The following is a 17,840-nucleotide window of genomic DNA, read 5'->3' as shown; positions in this document are numbered from 1 at the left end:
ACTCGCCCGCATGGCACCATCCGGCGTGAATGCGAAACGTTCAGAGCCGCTTCATCTCGAGCTTCCATCCACTTCGACTTGTCGACGTCGATGTCTTCCCAGCGTCACGAGCAGGTTCAGCGGGGCTTACCGCCGCTGGCTCGGCCGCAACGATTCCGGTAGAGAGGTCAAGGCGCTTCTTGCCCAGACTGCCTGCAACCCCTTCTCGAGCGCTCGATGCCACTCGGCTCGTCGCAGAGCCCTCATCCTTTGCTGCCGGTTCGGGCTTCGCGCCTGAGCCTCGCATCGCGACGAGTCGCGTCAGCAGGTCGAACCAGAACGGGCCACCCAGCATGACAAGCAGGGCCGTCAGTGTCCACCCCATGACCATCCACAGCTGCGCCCCGGTCTCGGACCATGAGTTGAAGATCTTGGGAGTGCTGGTCTCGACCCAGACGGCTGTTGCCTTCGTGTCCCAGCCGACCGGAAACCCGATTCTCGCGACAAGCTTGGTCGCCTCGTCCACCGAGTCCACCGACTCTTGCGTCGGCTTCGTCGACGCGTCCGCCACGTAGTTCTCCGCCGCCTGCGTCACCGCGGAGCGCGCCACCGGATCAGACCACAGCCCCTGTGCTGCACCGATGGCCGACACGTTCCCCACCCCAGCCAGTACGAAGCCAATGCAGAACAGGACCAAGGTCGCCCAGCGCTTGTACGACCCCTCCGCCCGCCCCATCGCCTCATCGAACCACCCCTCCAGCCCCGCCTTCACCTCGAGCAGGTCGTCGCGGCCCTCCGCGACCATCACCTTTAGCCGGTCCTCCAGGTTCTTTGGCCATGATGCCGATGCCGGCTGCCCTTGGGGCGGCGTGGCTGTCGAGATGTATTCGATGACCGCGTTCGCGAACGCCTTCGCGGAGAGATAGCTGGGGCCCTTGCTCTTTCTCCGACGGAAGAGGCTCTTCCCTGCTGCTGCCTCGGCAGCGAGCCACACCGACGTCCCCTTCACGGCATCGAGCGCCGCTTGATAGTCCGGGTCGAGATCACCCGGCTTCTTCCGTCCGTCGGTGCCACGTTCCTTGCTGGCCTTCTTCAGCTTTTTCCCGTTGTCCTTCGCCTTCTTGACGTCCATCCCTGACAAGAGCGAACCGATACAACGCTCCAGGTCCTTCGACCGTTTGCTGAACCCACGCGAGATCACCTCGCAGATTGCCGACGCCGCAGTTGCCAGAATGAAGAACAAGGTTGCTAGGCCGATTGCCGTCTCGAGCGCCTGGGATCCGAACATCGCCACCTCTACTTCCTTGCCGGTCTGTCTCGGTGGGCGGGCGCCCATGAGGGCCCCATTCGGCCGATCGCGCCCACGATGCTCATCGTCCAGTCCGCGCCGCGATTGTCAAGGGCGAGTGAGCTCCGCCTCACGAATTATGGGCCGATCGTGCGACTCCTCGATGCCCCGCGTCTGGCCAACGGTTGACATCGAAGCCCGCCCGCACAGTGCAGGGCATCACTGGTCGGGCTCCTGATCGGCAAAAGGGATGTCGACCGGGACGGTCTGGGCTTCGAGGCGTACGGGCACTTCGCGGAACTGGTCTCGATCGTGGTCGAGGGGGGAGACCCAAGAGCGCGAGGCGCCGGCCTATTGGTCCACCTCGAGTCCGCGGCGAGGTTCGCCTGCTACAACGACGCGATCGCGCCTTCGTCATCGATCGGAACGGACTGGACCCGCTGGTACGACGCGGCTCATGACCTTCGCGTCGATGCCCCGTGGGGGCCTGCCGCGGCACCTAAGCCGCACTCGGTCATCGAGAGCGGCAGCGTCAACTGCGCCGTCGAGCAAGACAGCGTCACCTGCCGTTTGGGCCTCGACGGGCCCAGCTTCTTCCTCAGGTCGAGCACGTTCCGGCTGGCCAACTGAGACCGTCTCCGAGCGTTGCCGCGGATCCAGCGACACGCAGGTGACACCTTCCGAGCCGTCTAACCGTTGCTCCCGGCCGGCGGTGCTGCGGTCACCGTGAAGGCGGCCCAGAAGACCGGGTGAGAGTAGTCGAAGCGATGCCGACCCAGACCTTGGGCGACGCGGTCAAGCGCGGAGCGGGAGCGCTCGTCAAGAAGGCCGAGATGCTCGATAGTACCGATACGCCCCATGAGGCGTCGAAGGTCACGGCGGGATGCGGTTCTGAGTTTCCGCTGTGCCTCCGCGAGCGCAGCTGCGGGCGACTTGTCCTCCAGCGCCTCGTAGTAGCGAGCGACCAGCATGGCAGCCGCGAGTTCGTCCACTGCCCATTGTGTGCTCAGTACGCAGGCACCCCCGCCGAACAGGAACCCGCTAGCGATGCCAAGATGCTCGTCCGCCGGGTCGGCGTAGTCGGTCATCGATGTCTCGCAAGCGGGCAGCACGATCCTCGCGCCGCTGACTATCGATGTATGTTCGTCGAACAGTTCGCCGATTGTGAGGTTTCCGTCTGCAAGCTCCAACCGTGAGCCGAGGGGATCGTCGGGGAGGTACTTCCCGTGTCCGGCGAAATGGAGAGGATCCGCGCTTCCGCTCGACTCAAGCATCTTGTCGAGAGTTGCGCCGGTGCCCGAGAGAATGCGACTCGGTGCTGGGGGCGGTCTCACCGCTAGTGCGTCCATTCGCGCGATCGGTAGGTTGCAGGTCGGGTCGAGCAGTACCAAGGGGCTGATGCTGGTGAGCTCGAGCCTGGAGCGATCGTCGAGACGTTCCGCGCACACTTTGAGAAGTGTCAGGCTGGGCGCATGCGAGACCTCGAATTGGTCTCCGACATAGCGTCGCCGACGCTGTTGACGGTCGTACCAGGCGCTCACGGGGAGCAGGTGCAGCCCTCGATGCGGAACGACGAGGAGCCGCTTTGTCCGACGCTCGGCAAGCCAACAACGTATTGGCCGGAAGAGTGCCTCATACAGCTCACCGAGAAGCTGGTCGGTCGACCTCTGCCATGATTCCCGGTCGGCGATGCGCCGACGGTAGAGAGCCATCCACCCGTTGGCGCCGTATATGCGTTCATGCAGGTCGAGCTGCGTGAAGCCCGGAATGGTGAACACGGACGGCCCAGTAAAGCCGTCAAGATCCGGAAGGCCCGCTCCGCCGTCCAAGTCGGCCTGCGGGCTAAAGAGGTAGATGACCGTACCTGACCTGGTCAAGGCAAACTGCACCAGCGCCGTGTCCGGAAGCCTGCACAGCATCCGGGCGGCGTCCGGGACGCCGGCGCTCGCCCCGCGGGCCAGCTGGCTCACGTACTTCCAACGGGAGGCCCTTGCTTGAGAGACGGCGGTTGTCGCGGTCGGATGCTTTTCGCCATCGATCCCGGTCTGACCCGGCGCCGCGATGGAAAACACTAGCCGAACTCCTTCCGATTCACCCTCGCCCCCTGGTTCGATACCTGCAACAGGACCCAGGGTCCCGAGCACGACCCCCTCGCCTGACGCGAACGTCGTAACCTCAAGGAGCGCGTCCACCAGCGGTGAAAAGGCGGCATCACCGCCGACATATGGATGAGCCCAGGCTCTGAGCTCGTACAGGGCCCATCCAGGCAGCGGGCTTTGCGGCGTCTGCTCGGGCGGCGGCGGGAGAGGTAAGTTGCTCAGCGCCAGTGCGCCGGCCTCATAGCGTGCCACGGCGTCCTGACCACCTGCGTGCTCGGGTGCCTCAGCCGCGGTCCGCATGTCAGCGAGACCGGCTGCGATATCGACCAATGCCGCCCGCGTTGCGTCTTCCACGTCGCTCGGAACATCGTCGTGCTGAAGGACGGCGACGACCAACCACAAGTCCGTCACCATGCGTATATCTGATGGGCGGGCGGGGGGCTCTACTACTACTAGAGCGGCGAAGGCCGCCGGCAGCACCGCGTCCCCCTCCACGCGATCACCGAAACTCACATCGACGATCTCGCCACGCGTCAGGATATCTCGATCGTCGAGGACGCTCGTTGACAGGGCGCGCCTCTCCCCCATAACCTCCCAGAACTCTTCGTCGACTTCTTCCAGCCGCTCCTGTGGAGGGTGATGCCTCCTCGCGATCAGGTCACCAAGGAACCGGGTCTTCGCGCGCTCCACGGTATCGAGCGCGTTGGCCGGGCGGCCGAGCCTCAGCCGGCAGAGCATGGCATCGTCGAAGAGCCGGGCCTTGTCGGCAAAAAAGTGTCGGTCGTCAGGCTCCCCGAGCAGCCGAGCCCACATCCGTTGGATGACGTTTTCCGCGGCGAAGTACTCCTCGTCGGCCTCACGCCAACGGTTCCCGAAAGCATGGCAGTCCGCGATGGCGCCGTGCACACGCCACTCGACCTCCGGGGCATCCAGAGACGAGCAATGTTCGGCAGCCTGAGTGAGGAAGGCGAGCTCCTGATCTCGAGCTCGACGTCCCCTAAGCTGACTTGCGGCCATGAGGCATAGCGCTAGGGCTATCGCCCGGTGCCGGTCGCGGCGCCCGAGGTCCTTCAGGGCGTTGAGCGTCAGGTCCGCTGCACGAAAGTGCCCATCCGACTCAGGGGGCGCCTGCCCGATGGCCTGAGGCTCCGAGCGATCGGAAGACTCGGACGAGTCGCCAAATGGTTGGGGAGGCTGCGCTTCGCCCACGAGTGCGGCAGAGATGTCACGCAGGATCGTCCAGCCGGCCGGAACGACCTCCCGCGCCTTCTCGATGCTGCCAAGCTGGCGGAGGTGTTGGACGAACGCATCGACAGAACCGAGGCCAGGGAACGGCTGCGGGGGCTCAACGTCGTGATCGCCCGGCAGCACGGTTAGGATCGCGGTCCACACCTGACTTGCCACCTCATCGTCCGGATCGTTCAGCGCCGCGACCAACGGCACCAGGGCGTCGGGATCCTTACGAACTGCTAGGGCCATCGCCGCTACCGCCCGGACTTGAGGCGCGCGGTCCAGGAGGATCTGGCACAGCTCCAGGGTTCCGGGGACATCGGGGCGTCGAAGCAGCATGCTGGCGACACCGAGCAGGGTGGTGGAACGCCGCCGACTGGCCATACAGCGTTCCACCGCCGCGCGAGCCTTTGCCATGTCAAGACCGTGCAGCCCCCGCTGGACGTGCGGATCCTCAGCGTCCAAGGACAGCACTGCGTCGATGGCCTCGTCCGTGTCGATCGCCAGCAATGCTGGCACGATGACTGAGCGGTCGGTATCGGACCCTTCCTTGGCCAGATTGAGAAGGCGCTGGACCCCCTCGGCCACCCGCTGCTCACCCACACGCTGTACGGCGGCCAACCTACGCTCTGGATCTTCATCATAGGTCGCGAATACATCCGGATGAACGAGCCGGCAGATCTCGACCTTGTCCGAGAGCAACCACGCCGCATAAGTCGCGTCAGCGCCATCTGCAAATGTGAGGCTGCGCAGACCGCTGGGTGCGTACTGATCACCCCACGGGATCGGCCCCTCCCCGCTCAGGCGACACACCACCAACCGGTCCTCCCGACGGCGGTTCACTGCGACATATCCCATACAACGTGCCCCGAAGCCGACTTGTCCCCTCCGTGCGCTAATACTCCACGGCCGCAGACCGGCGTTCGTCATCGAGAGCACCTTATCTCCGAGGTAGTACCAGAGATGCCGACCGTCTTCGCTGAACTCTGTCGGCCCCGCATACATCTCATTGGTGGTAAGGATCGGGGACTGGGCGAGGGTGACCCCAGAGTCGGATGAGACCGCGTACACCGCCACCGCCGGGTAGGAAGTTCGCAGCCCTCGCGTTCGGTCCGGATCGTCACCGTCGTCGACAGCCTCGTCCGGAGGTGGCTCCAACGTAACGACAATGCATCGGCTGGCACACAGGATCTCTCGAATTGGGCGCCCAAAGTTGGGGACCGAAGTCAGAGCCCACTCATCCCCGGGTCGACGGGAGGCGATGAAGGCGTGGCCGTCGGTGAGGCCAACCGCGAGCAGCGATCCACTGGGGGTCCATGCGACGTCACGCACGTCGCCTGGCAGCTTGTCGCTGGTCGGCTCGGCGAGCCCAAGAGTTGCTGCAGTGGGGTTCACTCGATAGATGCGGACTTGCCGCTCCTTGGTCAGTACGATCAGTCCGCCGTTCAGGGCAAGCCTCGCCCTCAGTGGCGGTAGCTCGAGACGGTCGCTGGCGATGAGGCCGCCCGAGAAGTGGTGAAGTGTGAGTCCGGCGTCTGGACTCCAGCCCACGACGTAACGTGACTTCGGATCCGGATCGAAGCACAAGAGTTGGTAACCCACCGGCGTGTCGAAGGAGTCGATCTTGACAGCCAGAATCGGTTCCATCGCGGCCTCCCAACCATCTGATGCCCGGTACCTTCATGTGTACACCGTGCGCCCATGGGATGATGGCGAACAGAGGAGTTGGCGAGATGACCAGTACCGCCGAGAGCCGGATTCGGTCCAACACGCAGCCGTTTTGTGCCGAGGGAGAGCCGGTATGGCGTGGGGACTCCACCGAGCCAAAAGGTCCCGGCGCGGAATACTCCGCATTCCTGAAGGATCTAGTCGACGCGGAGGAGAAGCGCAGCACCGGAATGGAGACACGAGGCATCGCGGTCATCACCACCTCCGGGGCTCTCGTGACGCTGCTGCTTGGGCTGAGCACGCTCGTCACGCGCGTCCAGTCGGCCGTCCTACCCACGTTCTCGCTCTGGGCCGCGGCGCTGGCCGGCGTCGGATTCGTTGCGTCCGCGATATGCGCCGCTCTGGCGAACAGCCCTTGGAAGGAATGGGGCCTCAACCCATCGTGCCTCAGGGCGGAACTGTGGGAGCGTTTCGGAGACCCGGGCGACGACCCAACCGTGAAGGTTATGTCGACGCGCCTCAGACTCTGGGAGTCTGCACACCAAGCGACTCAGCGTAAGGCGAAGCTGGTGTTCTCCGCCGTGGTCCTCCAAGGGTTTGCCGTCCTCACGCTCGCGTCAGCTGCCATCGCCATCCTGGTCACGCGCTGACGCCCCTTGGCCTGGTTCGTTTCATCACGGTTGGCCAGCGTCCCGGCAGGTACTCGCCCTGCTTTGACGGCGTGCGAAGCACTGCCCGCGCGCCGAGGGCCATTGTTCTCACCGATCAGGAACGCTTAGCGCCCCGGCTCTAACGACCACACTGTGGTCTTTGGTGGTGGGTCGTTGGGGCGCCTGCATCGGCCAGCTACCAGTTAGCTCTCGCAGAGTCTGTGGCGGCACGGGCTGATCATCGTCGACGACAATCGGCTTACCTGCCCTTCGAGCAGGATGCCGTGAACGGGTCATTTCTCGGCTCTTCGGATCTTGAGCGTGGTTAGAGGGCTCCGGCGTGGCGGTCCGGGCATAGAAGCGTCGAGCTCTTCAGGATCGGAGGCGACCAAGCACTCCCAACTGAAGACCTCGACGATGGATCACGGTACGTGTGGTTCCGGCGTGGGCTGGTGTGCCCGCGTCGACGCTCTGTTCAACGCTTAGGGAATGCACTTCCTGGATGTGCGCGCCGATGAGCTCGACCGGCTGGTCGTGACGGTCGACAGCGATGTCGACGTGGGCGGTGCCCGGCGTGCGGGGTGGTCGCAGTCGGTCACGGCGGACGCGTCCATCGGGTTGCGGACGCGCTCTGCTTCGGGCTGGTCACGGTCGTGCGGTGGGTCAAGCGGATCTGGCGGTATGCCGAGCCGGCCTGCCCGGTGGTCACGTTCAGCGAGCAGCACGAGCTGATCGCGCCGCGGGCGAAGCTCACGACGCGCGATTCGGTGGGCGACCGATGCCTGGCCCACGACGACACGACGGTGTCGGCGCTGGCCAGGCACTTGGGCGTGGACTGGCAGACGCTGTGGTATGCCATCGAACGAGAGGCCACGCTCCGGCTCGCCGACCCTGCACGCCTGGACGGCGTGCAGGGTCGGCGTGGACGAGCACATCTGGCGACCATCCCGGGTGGGTGACGCCGACCGCGCGGTGCCGGGATGGTCGACCTGACCCGCGACGAGCGCGGCCGACTGCACGCCCGCCTGCTCGAAGTGGTGCCCGGCCGGCCGGCACCGCGTACGCGGCCTGGCTCAAGGCCCAGCCCGAGGAGTTCACCACGGGCATCACCGAGGCGTCGCTGCACCCGTCCCGGGGCTACGCGAACGCGCTGCGGGATGAGCTGCCCGACGCCGTCGCCGTGCTCGATGCGTTCCATGTGGTGAAGCTCGGCACCCGGGTCGTCGACGAGACCCGACGTCGGGTCCAGCAGGGGACGTTGGACCGGGCGGCCACGAGGACGACCCGCTGTACCGAATCCGAGGGTTGCTGCGCCGTGGACGAGAACACCTCAACCCAAGGCAGGTCGCCAAACTCGAGGGCGTGCCTGCAGGCCGGCGACCCGCACTGGGAGGTCACCATCGCCTGGCACGCCTACCCAGCAGCTGAGCTCCATGTATCGAGCCGCCGACCCGGCGGAGGGGCGCCGGATCGCCGACCAGGTGATCGCCTCGTTCCCCGACTGCCCGGTGCCCGAGGTGGCATGGCTCGGTCGCACCCTCAGGCAGTGGAAGACCCACGTGCTCCCGCGGTTCGACACGCACCGGATCAGCAACGGCGGCACCGAGGCAATCAACCTGATCATCGAGAAGACCCGACGCCTCGCGCACGGATTCCGGACCTTCGACCACTACCGGCTCAGGATCCTGCTCGTAGCCTCAGGAACCCGCCCCTACCGACGAGCCCCCACCCATGCTTTATTCCGAAGGCCGTCAATCGCCAGCCCGGCCGATCAGGCTGGCCCGTCGAGCCCCGTGACTGTGTAGGCCGCCCAGAAGACGGGATGGGAGTAATCCGGTCGCCTCTGCCGCACCGACTGGCGCGCTTCTTGGAGCGTGGCGTGTGAACGCTCGTCCAGGACCCGGGCCGCGTCAAGTTCATCAACGCGATCCAGCAGCCGGGCGAGATCTCGGCGCGAAGCATTGCGAAGTTCGCGCTGGGCGGCGGCCAGCGCCGAAGCCGGATCCGTCCGCCCCAGGTTCGCGTAATAGGCGGCTATGAGCAGGACGGCTGGGCGCTCGTCAACGGCCCATTGGGTGCTGAGTACCGATAAGCTGCCGGCGAAGAGGAACCCGCTCGCGATGCCGAGGTGCTCATCGACGGCGTCGCGGTAGTCGCTCATGGCCGTTTCACAGCCCGAGAGCACGATGCTCGCGCCTGGCGCAATGGCTACGGCCCGTCGAACATATCCCCCAGGGTTAGATCCCCCGCCTCCAGCTCCATCCGAGAGCCGAGAAGGTCCGCACGCTGGTAGGCGGCGTGCCCGGCGTAGTGGCAGGGTCGGCATAGGCGCCTTCCTCGACCCACTGCCGGACGGTCGCCCGGTCACCGGCAAGTATCCGCTCGGCGCGGGGCAGGTCGAATTGCAAGCGCATCGAGCCGGCTGAATGGCAGATCGGACGTGGGATCGAGGAGGGTCAGCGACCTGCGACGGTCCCTGCTGGCCCGGTTGCTAGCGTCGATCCGTTGTCGGCAGACGTCCAGGAGGGTCAGGCTCGGGGCAAACGAAACGTCGAACGTGTCGCAGACATAGTGACGCCGACGGCCAACCTTGATGAACCATGCACATTGGCAGCAGATGGAGCCCGCGGTGCGGGACGACGAGCAGGTGACGGATGCCCTGATGCTCCAGCCAGGGGGCGCACGGGGGCGAAAAGTGCTGCGTACAGCCATTGCAGAAGGTCATCCGTGACCTCCTGCCAGCTGGCGATGTCGGCGCTGCGGCGCTCGTTCCTTTCATCCAGCCGCCGCCGCCATAGATCTTCCTTTCGACGTCTCGACTTGTCAGCTCCGGGATCTGAAGGCCGTGGGACCGGACCAGTCGTCGTCGTCGATCGCCCCGGCCTTGGTCGGGGCGGCAGCAGTGAATATGGGCAACCCATACTCGGGAACAGCGACGTTGCTGATTACGGTGCCGTATCCGCGGACCGCGCGGACGGGCATTCGGCCGGAGAAGAAGGCGGCGGCCTCTTGCAGGCCTCAATCAGCGGGGTGTTGTCCTGATCCCCGTCAGTGAAGGTGCCCACCCATCGGCGCCACTCCCACAAGGCCGAGCCCGGGCTCGCCTGGTCTGATCAGCTCTTCTGCCGCATTCCAGTAGCGTGCGACCGCCGCTGGACCGATACTTGAGTCTCCTCCTTCGGCCAGCACGCGCAGGCTGGCCAAGGCGGAGTCTAATTCGAGTAGCGCGTTACGTCTGGAATTCTCGACGTCGGGCGCATAGGCCCGTCGGTGACAAGGGCCACGACGGACCAGAGGTCAAGCGCCATCGTCATGGCTCCGGCAGGGTTATGCGCAGCGGCGTCGGCCAGCCGGGCAAGGGTCGTGGTCATGACGTCTTCGCTGCCCGTCGGCGGCTAAGTGCGACGCCCGTCGGCAAGCTCAGTGCGACGTCGTCGAGTTCGAACTCAGTCTCGGAGATGCTGGCTGAGCTGCGGCTGACGATGACTGGGCGCCGTCGGCCGATTGCCCGCCAGAAGTCCTCATCCACTTGAGCGAGCCCCTCTCGAGGCTGAACGTGACGCCTGGCAATCAGGTCCACGAGAAAGCGTGTCTTGCCGCGCTCGAGTGTCTCGAGCGCGTTCGCGGGCCAGCCAAGCCGCAGCCGGCACAGCATCGCCTGATCGTACAAGTGCGCCTTGTCAGCAAAGAAGTGCCGATCGTTCGCGTCGCCGAGCAGTTCGGTCCACATCCGGTCGACAATCCGTTCGACCGCAACGCAGTGCTCCTGCGCCTCTCGCCAGCGCCGAGCCTCGGCGTGGACGTCACCGATCCGTGTCCGTGTCCGCCATTCCAGCTCCACCGCCCCGACCATTGCGGCCTGCTCGGCCGCCTGCGCGTAGAAGCTGATCGCCTTCTGACTGTCTTTGCGCTCGACCAGGCACTCGGCGGCGAGCAACGATAGTGCCATCGCGGCACCCCGGTGCCACTCGCTGTGGCCCAGATCGGTGAGTCAGTTGAGAACGCGGTCGGATGACTGGTCGCCAGCGACGAGGCCGGCCGCGATGGACCTTAGGATCCGGCCGCCCTCGGGAGCTACTGCAACGGCGAGGTCGCTGCGTCCCGCCCTGCGGACCTGGGTCGCGAACGGGCCAGTCACGCTGAGGCCGTCCGGAGACGCCAACCCACCCGTGGCGGCCGCGTGGTGGGCGCCCGAGTCCTGTTGCACGCATGGCCCACACCGACCCTATGGATGTCACCACGGACGGCGTCCCACCTATCGGCCGGGCCAGAAGGTGCTCGTGCCGGTCCGGGTCAGTGGGGTGCGACTCAAAACCGTTCACCCGGTGATCCTGGCCTGGGGTACATGGAGGGGCCTGCGACAAGGGCCCTGTCGAGTTTTGAGAGCACGTCGTTCGCGTCCGCGCCCACGCCGTTGATGGTCCACGAGGCGGGGAAGGCGTAGATCATGATCGACTCTGGGTCGAACATGGTGCCGTTGACATGGTCGAATGCGTACTTGCTGAAGAAATTGTGCCGAACTTGGGCCTCATCCCAGAAGTTCGGCGGCCCGCCCAGCGCGTGGATCACCACTGGCTCGTTCCACTGGACACTGGTCTGCGGGTTCGAATGCTCGTGCGCTAGCCCGATCGCGTGCCCGAACTGGTGCCCCGCCGTGCCCCCATCGAGAAAGCCCAGATTCATCGTCGCCTGGTCCGCCGGGATTACCCGGTTGTCGGTGCCGACGTACGACCAGGCTCCGTCGTCAGGGTCGAAAGAGACCCGGATGTCCGCGTCATGATGGTCGCCGAAGTCGAACATGATGTTGCAGGCCTCTTGCCACCAGCCCGCCTGCTCGCGTGCGGTGGCCCGTTGTGACGGTGTGCCCCCAAGAAACCTCACCCTGAGCAAGGTGCCGTTGACCCAGGTCTTCCCGATTGGCGAGATTGCGCGATCAGCGCCCGAGGGCCCGCGAGTTCGGCGGCGTGGGCGCATCAGGTCCCGCGGCAGGATCTGGTCGAAGCACAGGTGCGGTGCGGCGTCGGTCATGGCGGTCCCCTTGTCCCGGTTGCTGAGTGTTTCCTTCGTCAATCGTCCGCGATCAGTCGCCTCGGCACACGAAAAAACACCACATCGCGTCCCAACAAGGCTGCGGCCTCTGCGGCCGGTGACCGACGACAAGTGAGACGAAACCCGTTCACGGCCCGAGAACCACTCACACCGACGGATGCTCGGCTCCCACGACCCGCCAAACTACATCCGCCGGACTGCGGGCTCTGGGATGCTGGTTTCATGTCCGTTGAAGCGCTGACGAGCCTTGAGCGCGAACTCATCAAGAAGGTGGAGGAGGGCGACTGGCTCGCGGCTCCCGGAGAGCACCGCGACGACCTGGCGACGATGAGGAGCTGGGGTAGTGAACGGGAGATCCGCGCATCGGTGATTCGCGACATCCTCACTGGCCACTACGGCGTAGAGCCCGACCCGCGCGGTGTTCGGATCTATGGCGCACTCATTTCTGGTCGCCTGGATCTCGATGGGGTGACGTCCAAAGTCGGACTCACCTTGCACACGTGCTACCTGAGCAGAGGCATGCAAGCGAAGTCCGCCCAGCTCGACCGTATTACGCTGGATCACTGCGCGTTGAAAGGAGATCGGGCAAGCGCTCTTGACGCGGCCGGGCTCACCGTCCGCAGCAACCTGGAGCTGACGAACGGCTTCGTCGCCGAAAGCACCGGTGGCGATGCCGCCACGGTTGACCTCCAGTTCGCGTCTATCGGGGGCAACCTCGACATGGGTGGCGGAGCCAGGTTACGCAATACGTTGGGCTCGGCTTTGGTCGCCGAGGGACTATCGGCGCGCTCCGCCCTTCTCGACGGCATCACAGCCGAAGGCACTGGCGACCTAGGTACAGTGCGGCTCGCTCGTGCCTCCATCAGAGGCCAGCTCGAAATGAGCTGTGCGTCCTTACGCAACAACGACGGTCCCGCGCTGAACGCCGACGGCCTCACCGTCACCGGACCGGCATACTGGAAGGAGCTCTTCGCCTACGGCACGGGCGGCGACGGAGCCGCACGGCTGCTCCGCGCGTCCGTCGGCGCGGAACTCAGTATGGAAGATGCCATGCTGCTGAGCCCCGACGGGCCCGCTCTGGTCGCAGACGGCCTCACCGTGACCGGCTCGGCCGTCTTTCACGGTGTGACCGTCTGTGGCAAGTCCGAATTCGGCGCCTTGAGGCTCCAGTCCGCATCGATCGGAGACCAGCTCGACCTAGGTCAGGCAACGCTTCGCAACCCTGACGGCCCCGCCCTCAACGGAACTAGTCTCACCGTCAAGGTCGCGGCGTTCCTCGACAAAATCGACGTCAAAGGCTACGAAGGCCAAGACGATCTGGGCAATAGCGATAGCGACAAAGGTGGTAAGGGCAAAGACGAGAGGGCCAAAGACGATGGAGCCAAAGACGGTAGGGACAAGAGCGTGGTCCTGCTGCAGAATGCTTCCTGCGGCCATCTGGTTTGCGATTCTGACACACTCACCAAGGCACGCACATACCGATGGAACGTCGTGGGGCTCCGGCCCAGGGAGTATCCAACGGGCCTGAGTGATAACCTCCAGGACTGGCTGGGGTTCCTGCGCCATGGCACCACGAAGTATGCCGCCGAGCCCTATCAAGACCTCGCAGCCGCCGCTCGTGCCCAGGGCCACGACAAAGACTTCCGCACCGTCGTGACGCGCCAACGCGACCACCAGCTGGCCGATGGCCACACTCGTCTTATGACCCGCGCCTGGGGGAAATTCACCAAGCTCACCCTTGGCTACGGCTACCAGTCCTGGCGAATGCTCATCCTCCTCGCCATAGCAATCGCAACCGCTGTCGCGATCGCAATCGCATCCGGAGATACCGCCCTCGCTCATACCAAGAATGCACCCGCGCCGGGCCCCTGCTCCAGCACGGAGCGCGCCCTGGTCGGGGTTGACGCCGCCCTGCCTCTCATCAGAACGGGCGTGGCGGCCACCTGTGCACCTGCGAGCAACCTCCCGCGCGGGAACACAGCCCTTCTGGCAATTACCGGCTTCCAAGCGGTCGGATGGGTCGCCGCAACACTTTTCGTCGCCGGCTTCACCGGCGCTGTCCGCAAGACCTGACCCGGTGGCTGGGGATGTTCAGCCTGCGGACATTACCCACGTCGAGCATCCGCGCGTTTGCCTTTCATAGGTTGCGCACCAACGGACGTGCGCGCGGCGTTGACCGACGCGCTGGCGATTCGCGACTACCTGCCACCACGAAGGGCGAGGGCAGGGGATGGACAGGGAGCCGCCTACCCTTTCTGACGTCGTCAAGCTGGCGCCAAGCGACGAACGGATTCACAGTGAAGTTCTGTCGTGTTTGTGCCAGCTTGTCGAGTTCACGGCCGCCATCCTCGTCTACGAAGTCTATGAGGCGGTCGACGTCCTCGTCGCTTTCCCCACAAAACAGCTCCATAAGTGTCCGGCAGTAGTAGAGGTAGCCAACAAGTTCGGCACCAAGGCGCAGCAGCTCGCGCCGGTCGGCCGCCTGGTCCACCTGGTCACCCTGGGGGGGGCGCGCTAGAGAACTAAGTTCGCCAAGCGCCTCAAGCCAGCCGTCGTCGAGGAGGCAAGGCATCCCACGCTGTGGGCCGAGGCTGCAGGTGTCAACAGCGAGTGCCCAGCGAATGATTGCTGAAACGTCCGGCTCCACCGTGATGCTTCGCATGGCTGCAGTTACGGCCGCAACCTTAGAGGCCATGTCTGAATGGACGGCCTCTCGTACGACGTCCGGGGGGGTGCGGCCTCGACCATCGCCGATCTCGATGAGTTGCTGCGCGGCGCGTAGCAAGTCCCGTGGGAGGCCACCGGACTGGCAGAAGGCAAGGGCAAGCAGCGGCTCCGGCACGCCCGTCACACGCTGGTTCAGGAGCTGCCGAGCCTCGTCTGCCGTTAAATAGGGCACCCGGACAACCTCGTCGAACGCGCTATCAAAGACGTCGCGGAAGGGAAGGCCACGCCTCTCGAACCGGGCGATGGCGTCTTCAGACATCGAGACAAGGACACAGGTGTTCTGCGCCTCAAATATGCCTTTGATGTCATTGAGGAATCGGCGGGCCTCCTCGACCGACTCGATCTTGTCAAGCTCGTCAATGGCTAGGACGGCTGGTCCCCGGTCCGCCAATAGCGTGGTAATGCCCGACACAATTTCCGGAACGCTCAGCGGGACGTCGGCCTCCGTGATCGAGCCGGTGGCTGCCGCTTCCACCCCTAGGGGCATTAGCCGCGAACCGGCAAGCTTCACCGTGCTCGTCCAGCCCGAGCTTACGGATCGCTGGTAGCGCATCTTGTCGAGGTGCCGCCGTGCTTGATAGCTCGTTGAGTCGCCGGGTGGGGCGGCGCGGGCCTCAAGATAGCGAACAAGTGCGCGATGCCATTGGAGGCCAGGCACCAAGGCTGCGGTGGCGGCGGCCGTCACGACCGCGCCCAACACGAGCCAGCCGTCTATCGGTGCGACGCTGGCATCGCGGAGAACGAGCGCAAGACCCGCTATAAGCGCCGTGCACTGTGCCGCACCAGCCGCAAGGACAGCCGCGCCGTGGCTTGCGATATGCAGGTAGTAATCCAGGGAGTGAAGTCCGGTCACCGCCTCTGGCGCGGACGCTGGGGGCGTCACAGTCGGGGACTCCGGGAACGCAGTGGGCGTGACGTTGCGCTCTCGTGGGCGCTCGATGCGCATTACCGTGATGAGGGGAATGACTATCAGGATGAGGCCCTCAGCGTTGCGGGCCGTGATCAGGCCGCTTGACGTGCCGATGATGATGAGGCCGCCAATGCCGATGGCCACGAGCACGCGTGACGGGCTCGGCAGGCGTAATGCGGACATCGGGCGGACTAGGAGCTGAGTCGGTGGCAAGGCGGTTTCGACGACATCGGTAGCCCCCCGACGGTGGGCAGCAAACAGGTACAGCAAGGATGAGACGGCGACGGAAACGACGAGCGCGACGCCGCCAGCTCGCAGCGCCGACGGCGTTCCGGCTGTCCATACCGTCGAGGCTGCAAAGGCGGCTATCCCGGCGAGAAGCAATAGGGCCGGCGCCAGCGCGAGGCGAAGCAGGCTCGTGGAGCGGAGGCGGGCGGGTGGGACGCTCTCGGCGTTGACTCGGACGCGCAGCTCAGAGTCGGAGTTCAAAACCGCCTCGCACACCTGACTGTACAAGTGCGCGAGGAAGTCCCGGGACGCATACGATGCCGGAGCAGGCACGAAGATCCTCAGGGCATCCGAGCGCTCCGTCCGCTCAAACCACGTGAGCGTGATCTCGCGAAGGAGGGTGCTCTTGCCGCAACCACGTGGGCCGGCAACACCGATGCTGACCTTGGTATGGCGGTTGGGATCTGTAAGCACTTTGAGCCGCTCATGGGCGGCCGTTGGCACAAGTCCTCCCGGTTTCGGCTCGGCTCTCAGGGCCCTTGTGTCCACGTGTTCAAAGTCCCGCAGGAACTCTGCACGCCGCGTTTCGCGGCTCTTGTGCCGCTCGACCTCGAGCTGGTTGTTGATGGTCTGGAGGAGACGGGGGAGTAAGCTCTCCTGCTTAAGGGCCGCCCGGAGGCTGAGCTGTGCCATTTCGCGTTGCTTGGTGAGTTCACGCCAGCGGAGGTCACGCTTGAGAGCCGCTTGGATCTCATGTTCAAGGCGGTTGAGGTTCTTGCGGCTGGGAGGCCGTTGGGCTGCCGCCGCATCTTGGAGAAGAGCGTCGCGCTCTCGTTCCAGCGTCCCTGCAACGATGGCGTTGACGTCGTCCAGTTCACGGTCGATGCTCCGGAGTTGCGCCAGTTCTGTGCGGCAAGGGCGCCAGATCTCTTCCTCAGGCACGTCGAGGGCGGCGCTGAGCGCCGCCCGCGGAACCCCGGCTTTCTCAGCGCTGGCGCTCATCACGTCATCATCGAGGGCCTCCGCTCGAACTTCACTGAGCATCTCGTAATAGGCCCATACACGCTCGATCGCCCGACTAGTGCGCCGGTCGCGGCAGACAAAGGTCAAGTGGGTCAATGACACCCGCGGCACCCTTACCCGGTCGAGCCCATGCAGGGTCGCACGGACGACGGGTACGACCTCAAATGCCACGTCAACAACGGGAAACCCTATGACGCCCGTCCCTAGCAGGGGAAGCCCGAGAGAGACTGCCCGATTATCGACCGCCTCCTCGATCACGGCCACCGTGGCGCGCCGCACCGCGTCGATGCTGGCGGCAGGCTGCGATGTTGCCGCGCTCGACCGCGCTCCATCGCGCGCAGACGCAAGGATCAGGCTCCGCAGTCGCAGTTGGCCGTCGTCCTCCTCGCCTCGGACGGGAACGACAAGCGGCTTCTCTGGCGTCAGCTTCGCCAAGTCCTCCTTGGGCATGTTGATGCCCGGTACTGCCCTCAGCACAGCATAGCCAAGTTCGCCAAGACCACCCCCCGGATAGGCAGACACGGTGAGCATATCAATGGGGAGCAGCCATGGGGCTGTGTCGATCGCAACCTGGACGTCGATAGCCCCGATCGAGCCCAGATGGGTGATTCGTCCAAAGTCTACCTGTGACGTAGTGGTCGGGACTTGGCCTGGGTCAGTCATTGCGGTCGCCCCTTTCACCGCCCGGCGCGCATGGCTGCGTCGTCCATGTCATGAACAAGGATGGCACTCCGGGCACTGGTGAGCTCAAGTTCTCATGAAATTGCCTTGTGTAGCGCATCCAAGAGTTAGATCAGAAGACGAGAACTTCGGCGTCAACTTGTGGAGGAGTGCAGTTGCGATGGCGACTGGACCGGTAGGCCGTGCCATCCGTTCCAGTCCGGCGATACCTGTCGGCCCCAACGCCTGGCCGTGGTCACCGACACACCGAAACAGTCTGCGGCCCGCCGCAACGGCCCCCTGCTTCAACGACACAGCGGGCACCCCGC

At 65.0% G+C, this 17,840-nt stretch carries 11 protein-coding genes and 1 pseudogene; 6 read left to right on the top strand and 6 right to left on the bottom strand.

Annotated features, from left to right (window positions below):
- Nucleotides 1–40: 40 nt before the first annotated feature.
- Entirely contained in the window at nt 41–1,273 is a 1,233-nt protein-coding gene (locus ACYVLP_RS13010) for a hypothetical protein (protein ID WP_460627766.1), read from the bottom strand.
- Between the two features lie 348 nt (nt 1,274–1,621).
- Between ACYVLP_RS13010 and ACYVLP_RS13005 the strand changes: the two genes are divergently transcribed.
- Complete coding sequence (locus ACYVLP_RS13005; protein WP_460627765.1) at nt 1,622–1,897, top strand: hypothetical protein; 276 nt, start codon at nt 1,622–1,624, stop codon at nt 1,895–1,897.
- 59 nt (nt 1,898–1,956) lie between these two features.
- Here the strand turns inward: ACYVLP_RS13005 and ACYVLP_RS13000 are convergent, their stop codons facing one another.
- Nucleotides 1,957–6,243 carry a CHAT domain-containing protein gene (locus tag ACYVLP_RS13000; RefSeq protein WP_460627764.1) on the bottom strand — a complete coding sequence of 1,429 codons (4,287 nt, stop codon included), beginning with the start codon at nt 6,241–6,243 and terminating at the stop codon, nt 1,957–1,959.
- Nucleotides 6,244–6,329: 86 nt separating this feature from the next.
- On the opposite strand from ACYVLP_RS13000, the gene ACYVLP_RS12995 reads away from it, so the two are divergent.
- The 4 genes and pseudogenes from ACYVLP_RS12995 (at nt 6,330) to ACYVLP_RS12980 (ending at nt 8,719) form a co-directional block, all read left to right on the top strand.
- A complete protein-coding gene (locus ACYVLP_RS12995; RefSeq protein ID WP_460627763.1) occupies nt 6,330–6,914 on the top strand; it encodes a hypothetical protein in 585 nt (194 codons plus the stop codon).
- A 581-nt stretch (nt 6,915–7,495) separates the two neighbouring features.
- Nucleotides 7,496–7,873, top strand: coding sequence for a hypothetical protein (locus tag ACYVLP_RS12990; RefSeq protein WP_460627762.1), 378 nt, complete (start codon nt 7,496–7,498; stop codon nt 7,871–7,873).
- A pseudogene (locus ACYVLP_RS12985) lies at nt 7,762–8,166 on the top strand (transposase); the annotation flags it as partial. The gene ACYVLP_RS12990 and the pseudogene ACYVLP_RS12985, both read left to right, overlap by 112 nt.
- Before the next feature lie 172 nt (nt 8,167–8,338).
- On the top strand, nt 8,339–8,719 hold the full coding sequence (locus tag ACYVLP_RS12980; RefSeq protein ID WP_460627788.1) for a transposase: 381 nt from the start codon (nt 8,339–8,341) through the stop codon (nt 8,717–8,719).
- On the opposite strand, the gene ACYVLP_RS12975 is transcribed toward ACYVLP_RS12980, so the two are convergent.
- From ACYVLP_RS12975 to ACYVLP_RS12965, 3 genes are all read right to left on the bottom strand, one after another.
- Nucleotides 8,686–9,075, bottom strand: coding sequence for a CHAT domain-containing protein (locus ACYVLP_RS12975; protein ID WP_460627761.1), 390 nt, complete (start codon nt 9,073–9,075; stop codon nt 8,686–8,688). The two genes, ACYVLP_RS12980 and ACYVLP_RS12975, sit on opposite strands and share 34 nt — an antisense overlap.
- Nucleotides 9,076–10,281: 1,206 nt before the next feature.
- Nucleotides 10,282–10,863 carry a hypothetical protein gene (locus ACYVLP_RS12970; protein ID WP_460627760.1) on the bottom strand — a complete coding sequence of 194 codons (582 nt, stop codon included), beginning with the start codon at nt 10,861–10,863 and terminating at the stop codon, nt 10,282–10,284.
- 359 nt (nt 10,864–11,222) lie between these two features.
- A complete protein-coding gene (locus tag ACYVLP_RS12965) occupies nt 11,223–11,942 on the bottom strand; it encodes a M12 family metallopeptidase (protein WP_460627759.1) in 720 nt (239 codons plus the stop codon).
- 243 nt (nt 11,943–12,185) lie between these two features.
- On the opposite strand from ACYVLP_RS12965, the gene ACYVLP_RS12960 reads away from it, so the two are divergent.
- On the top strand, nt 12,186–14,036 hold the full coding sequence (locus ACYVLP_RS12960; protein ID WP_460627758.1) for a hypothetical protein: 1,851 nt from the start codon (nt 12,186–12,188) through the stop codon (nt 14,034–14,036).
- 64 nt (nt 14,037–14,100) lie between these two features.
- On the opposite strand, the gene ACYVLP_RS12955 is transcribed toward ACYVLP_RS12960, so the two are convergent.
- Complete coding sequence (locus ACYVLP_RS12955) at nt 14,101–17,514, bottom strand: hypothetical protein (protein ID WP_460627757.1); 3,414 nt, start codon at nt 17,512–17,514, stop codon at nt 14,101–14,103.
- Nucleotides 17,515–17,840 lie beyond the last annotated feature (326 nt).

This window comes from Intrasporangium mesophilum, assembly GCF_054783095.1.
Note: the sequence above shows the minus strand (reverse complement) of the source record. Positions and strands in the feature narration are given on the sequence as shown.

Bases quoted from the DNA above. Each gene is read 5' to 3' on its own strand.
- ACYVLP_RS13000 (WP_460627764.1), bottom strand. From the start codon at position 6,243: ATGGAACCGATTCTGGCTGTCAAGATCGACTCCTTCGACACGCCGGTG.
- ACYVLP_RS12995 (WP_460627763.1), top strand. From the start codon at position 6,330: ATGACCAGTACCGCCGAGAGCCGGATTCGGTCCAACACGCAGCCGTTT.
- ACYVLP_RS12975 (WP_460627761.1), bottom strand. From the start codon at position 9,075: ATGAGCGACTACCGCGACGCCGTCGATGAGCACCTCGGCATCGCGAGC.
- ACYVLP_RS12970 (WP_460627760.1), bottom strand. From the start codon at position 10,863: ATGGCACTATCGTTGCTCGCCGCCGAGTGCCTGGTCGAGCGCAAAGAC.
- ACYVLP_RS12965 (WP_460627759.1), bottom strand. From the start codon at position 11,942: ATGACCGACGCCGCACCGCACCTGTGCTTCGACCAGATCCTGCCGCGG.
- ACYVLP_RS12960 (WP_460627758.1), top strand. From the start codon at position 12,186: ATGTCCGTTGAAGCGCTGACGAGCCTTGAGCGCGAACTCATCAAGAAG.
- ACYVLP_RS12955 (WP_460627757.1), bottom strand. From the start codon at position 17,514: ATGACTGACCCAGGCCAAGTCCCGACCACTACGTCACAGGTAGACTTT.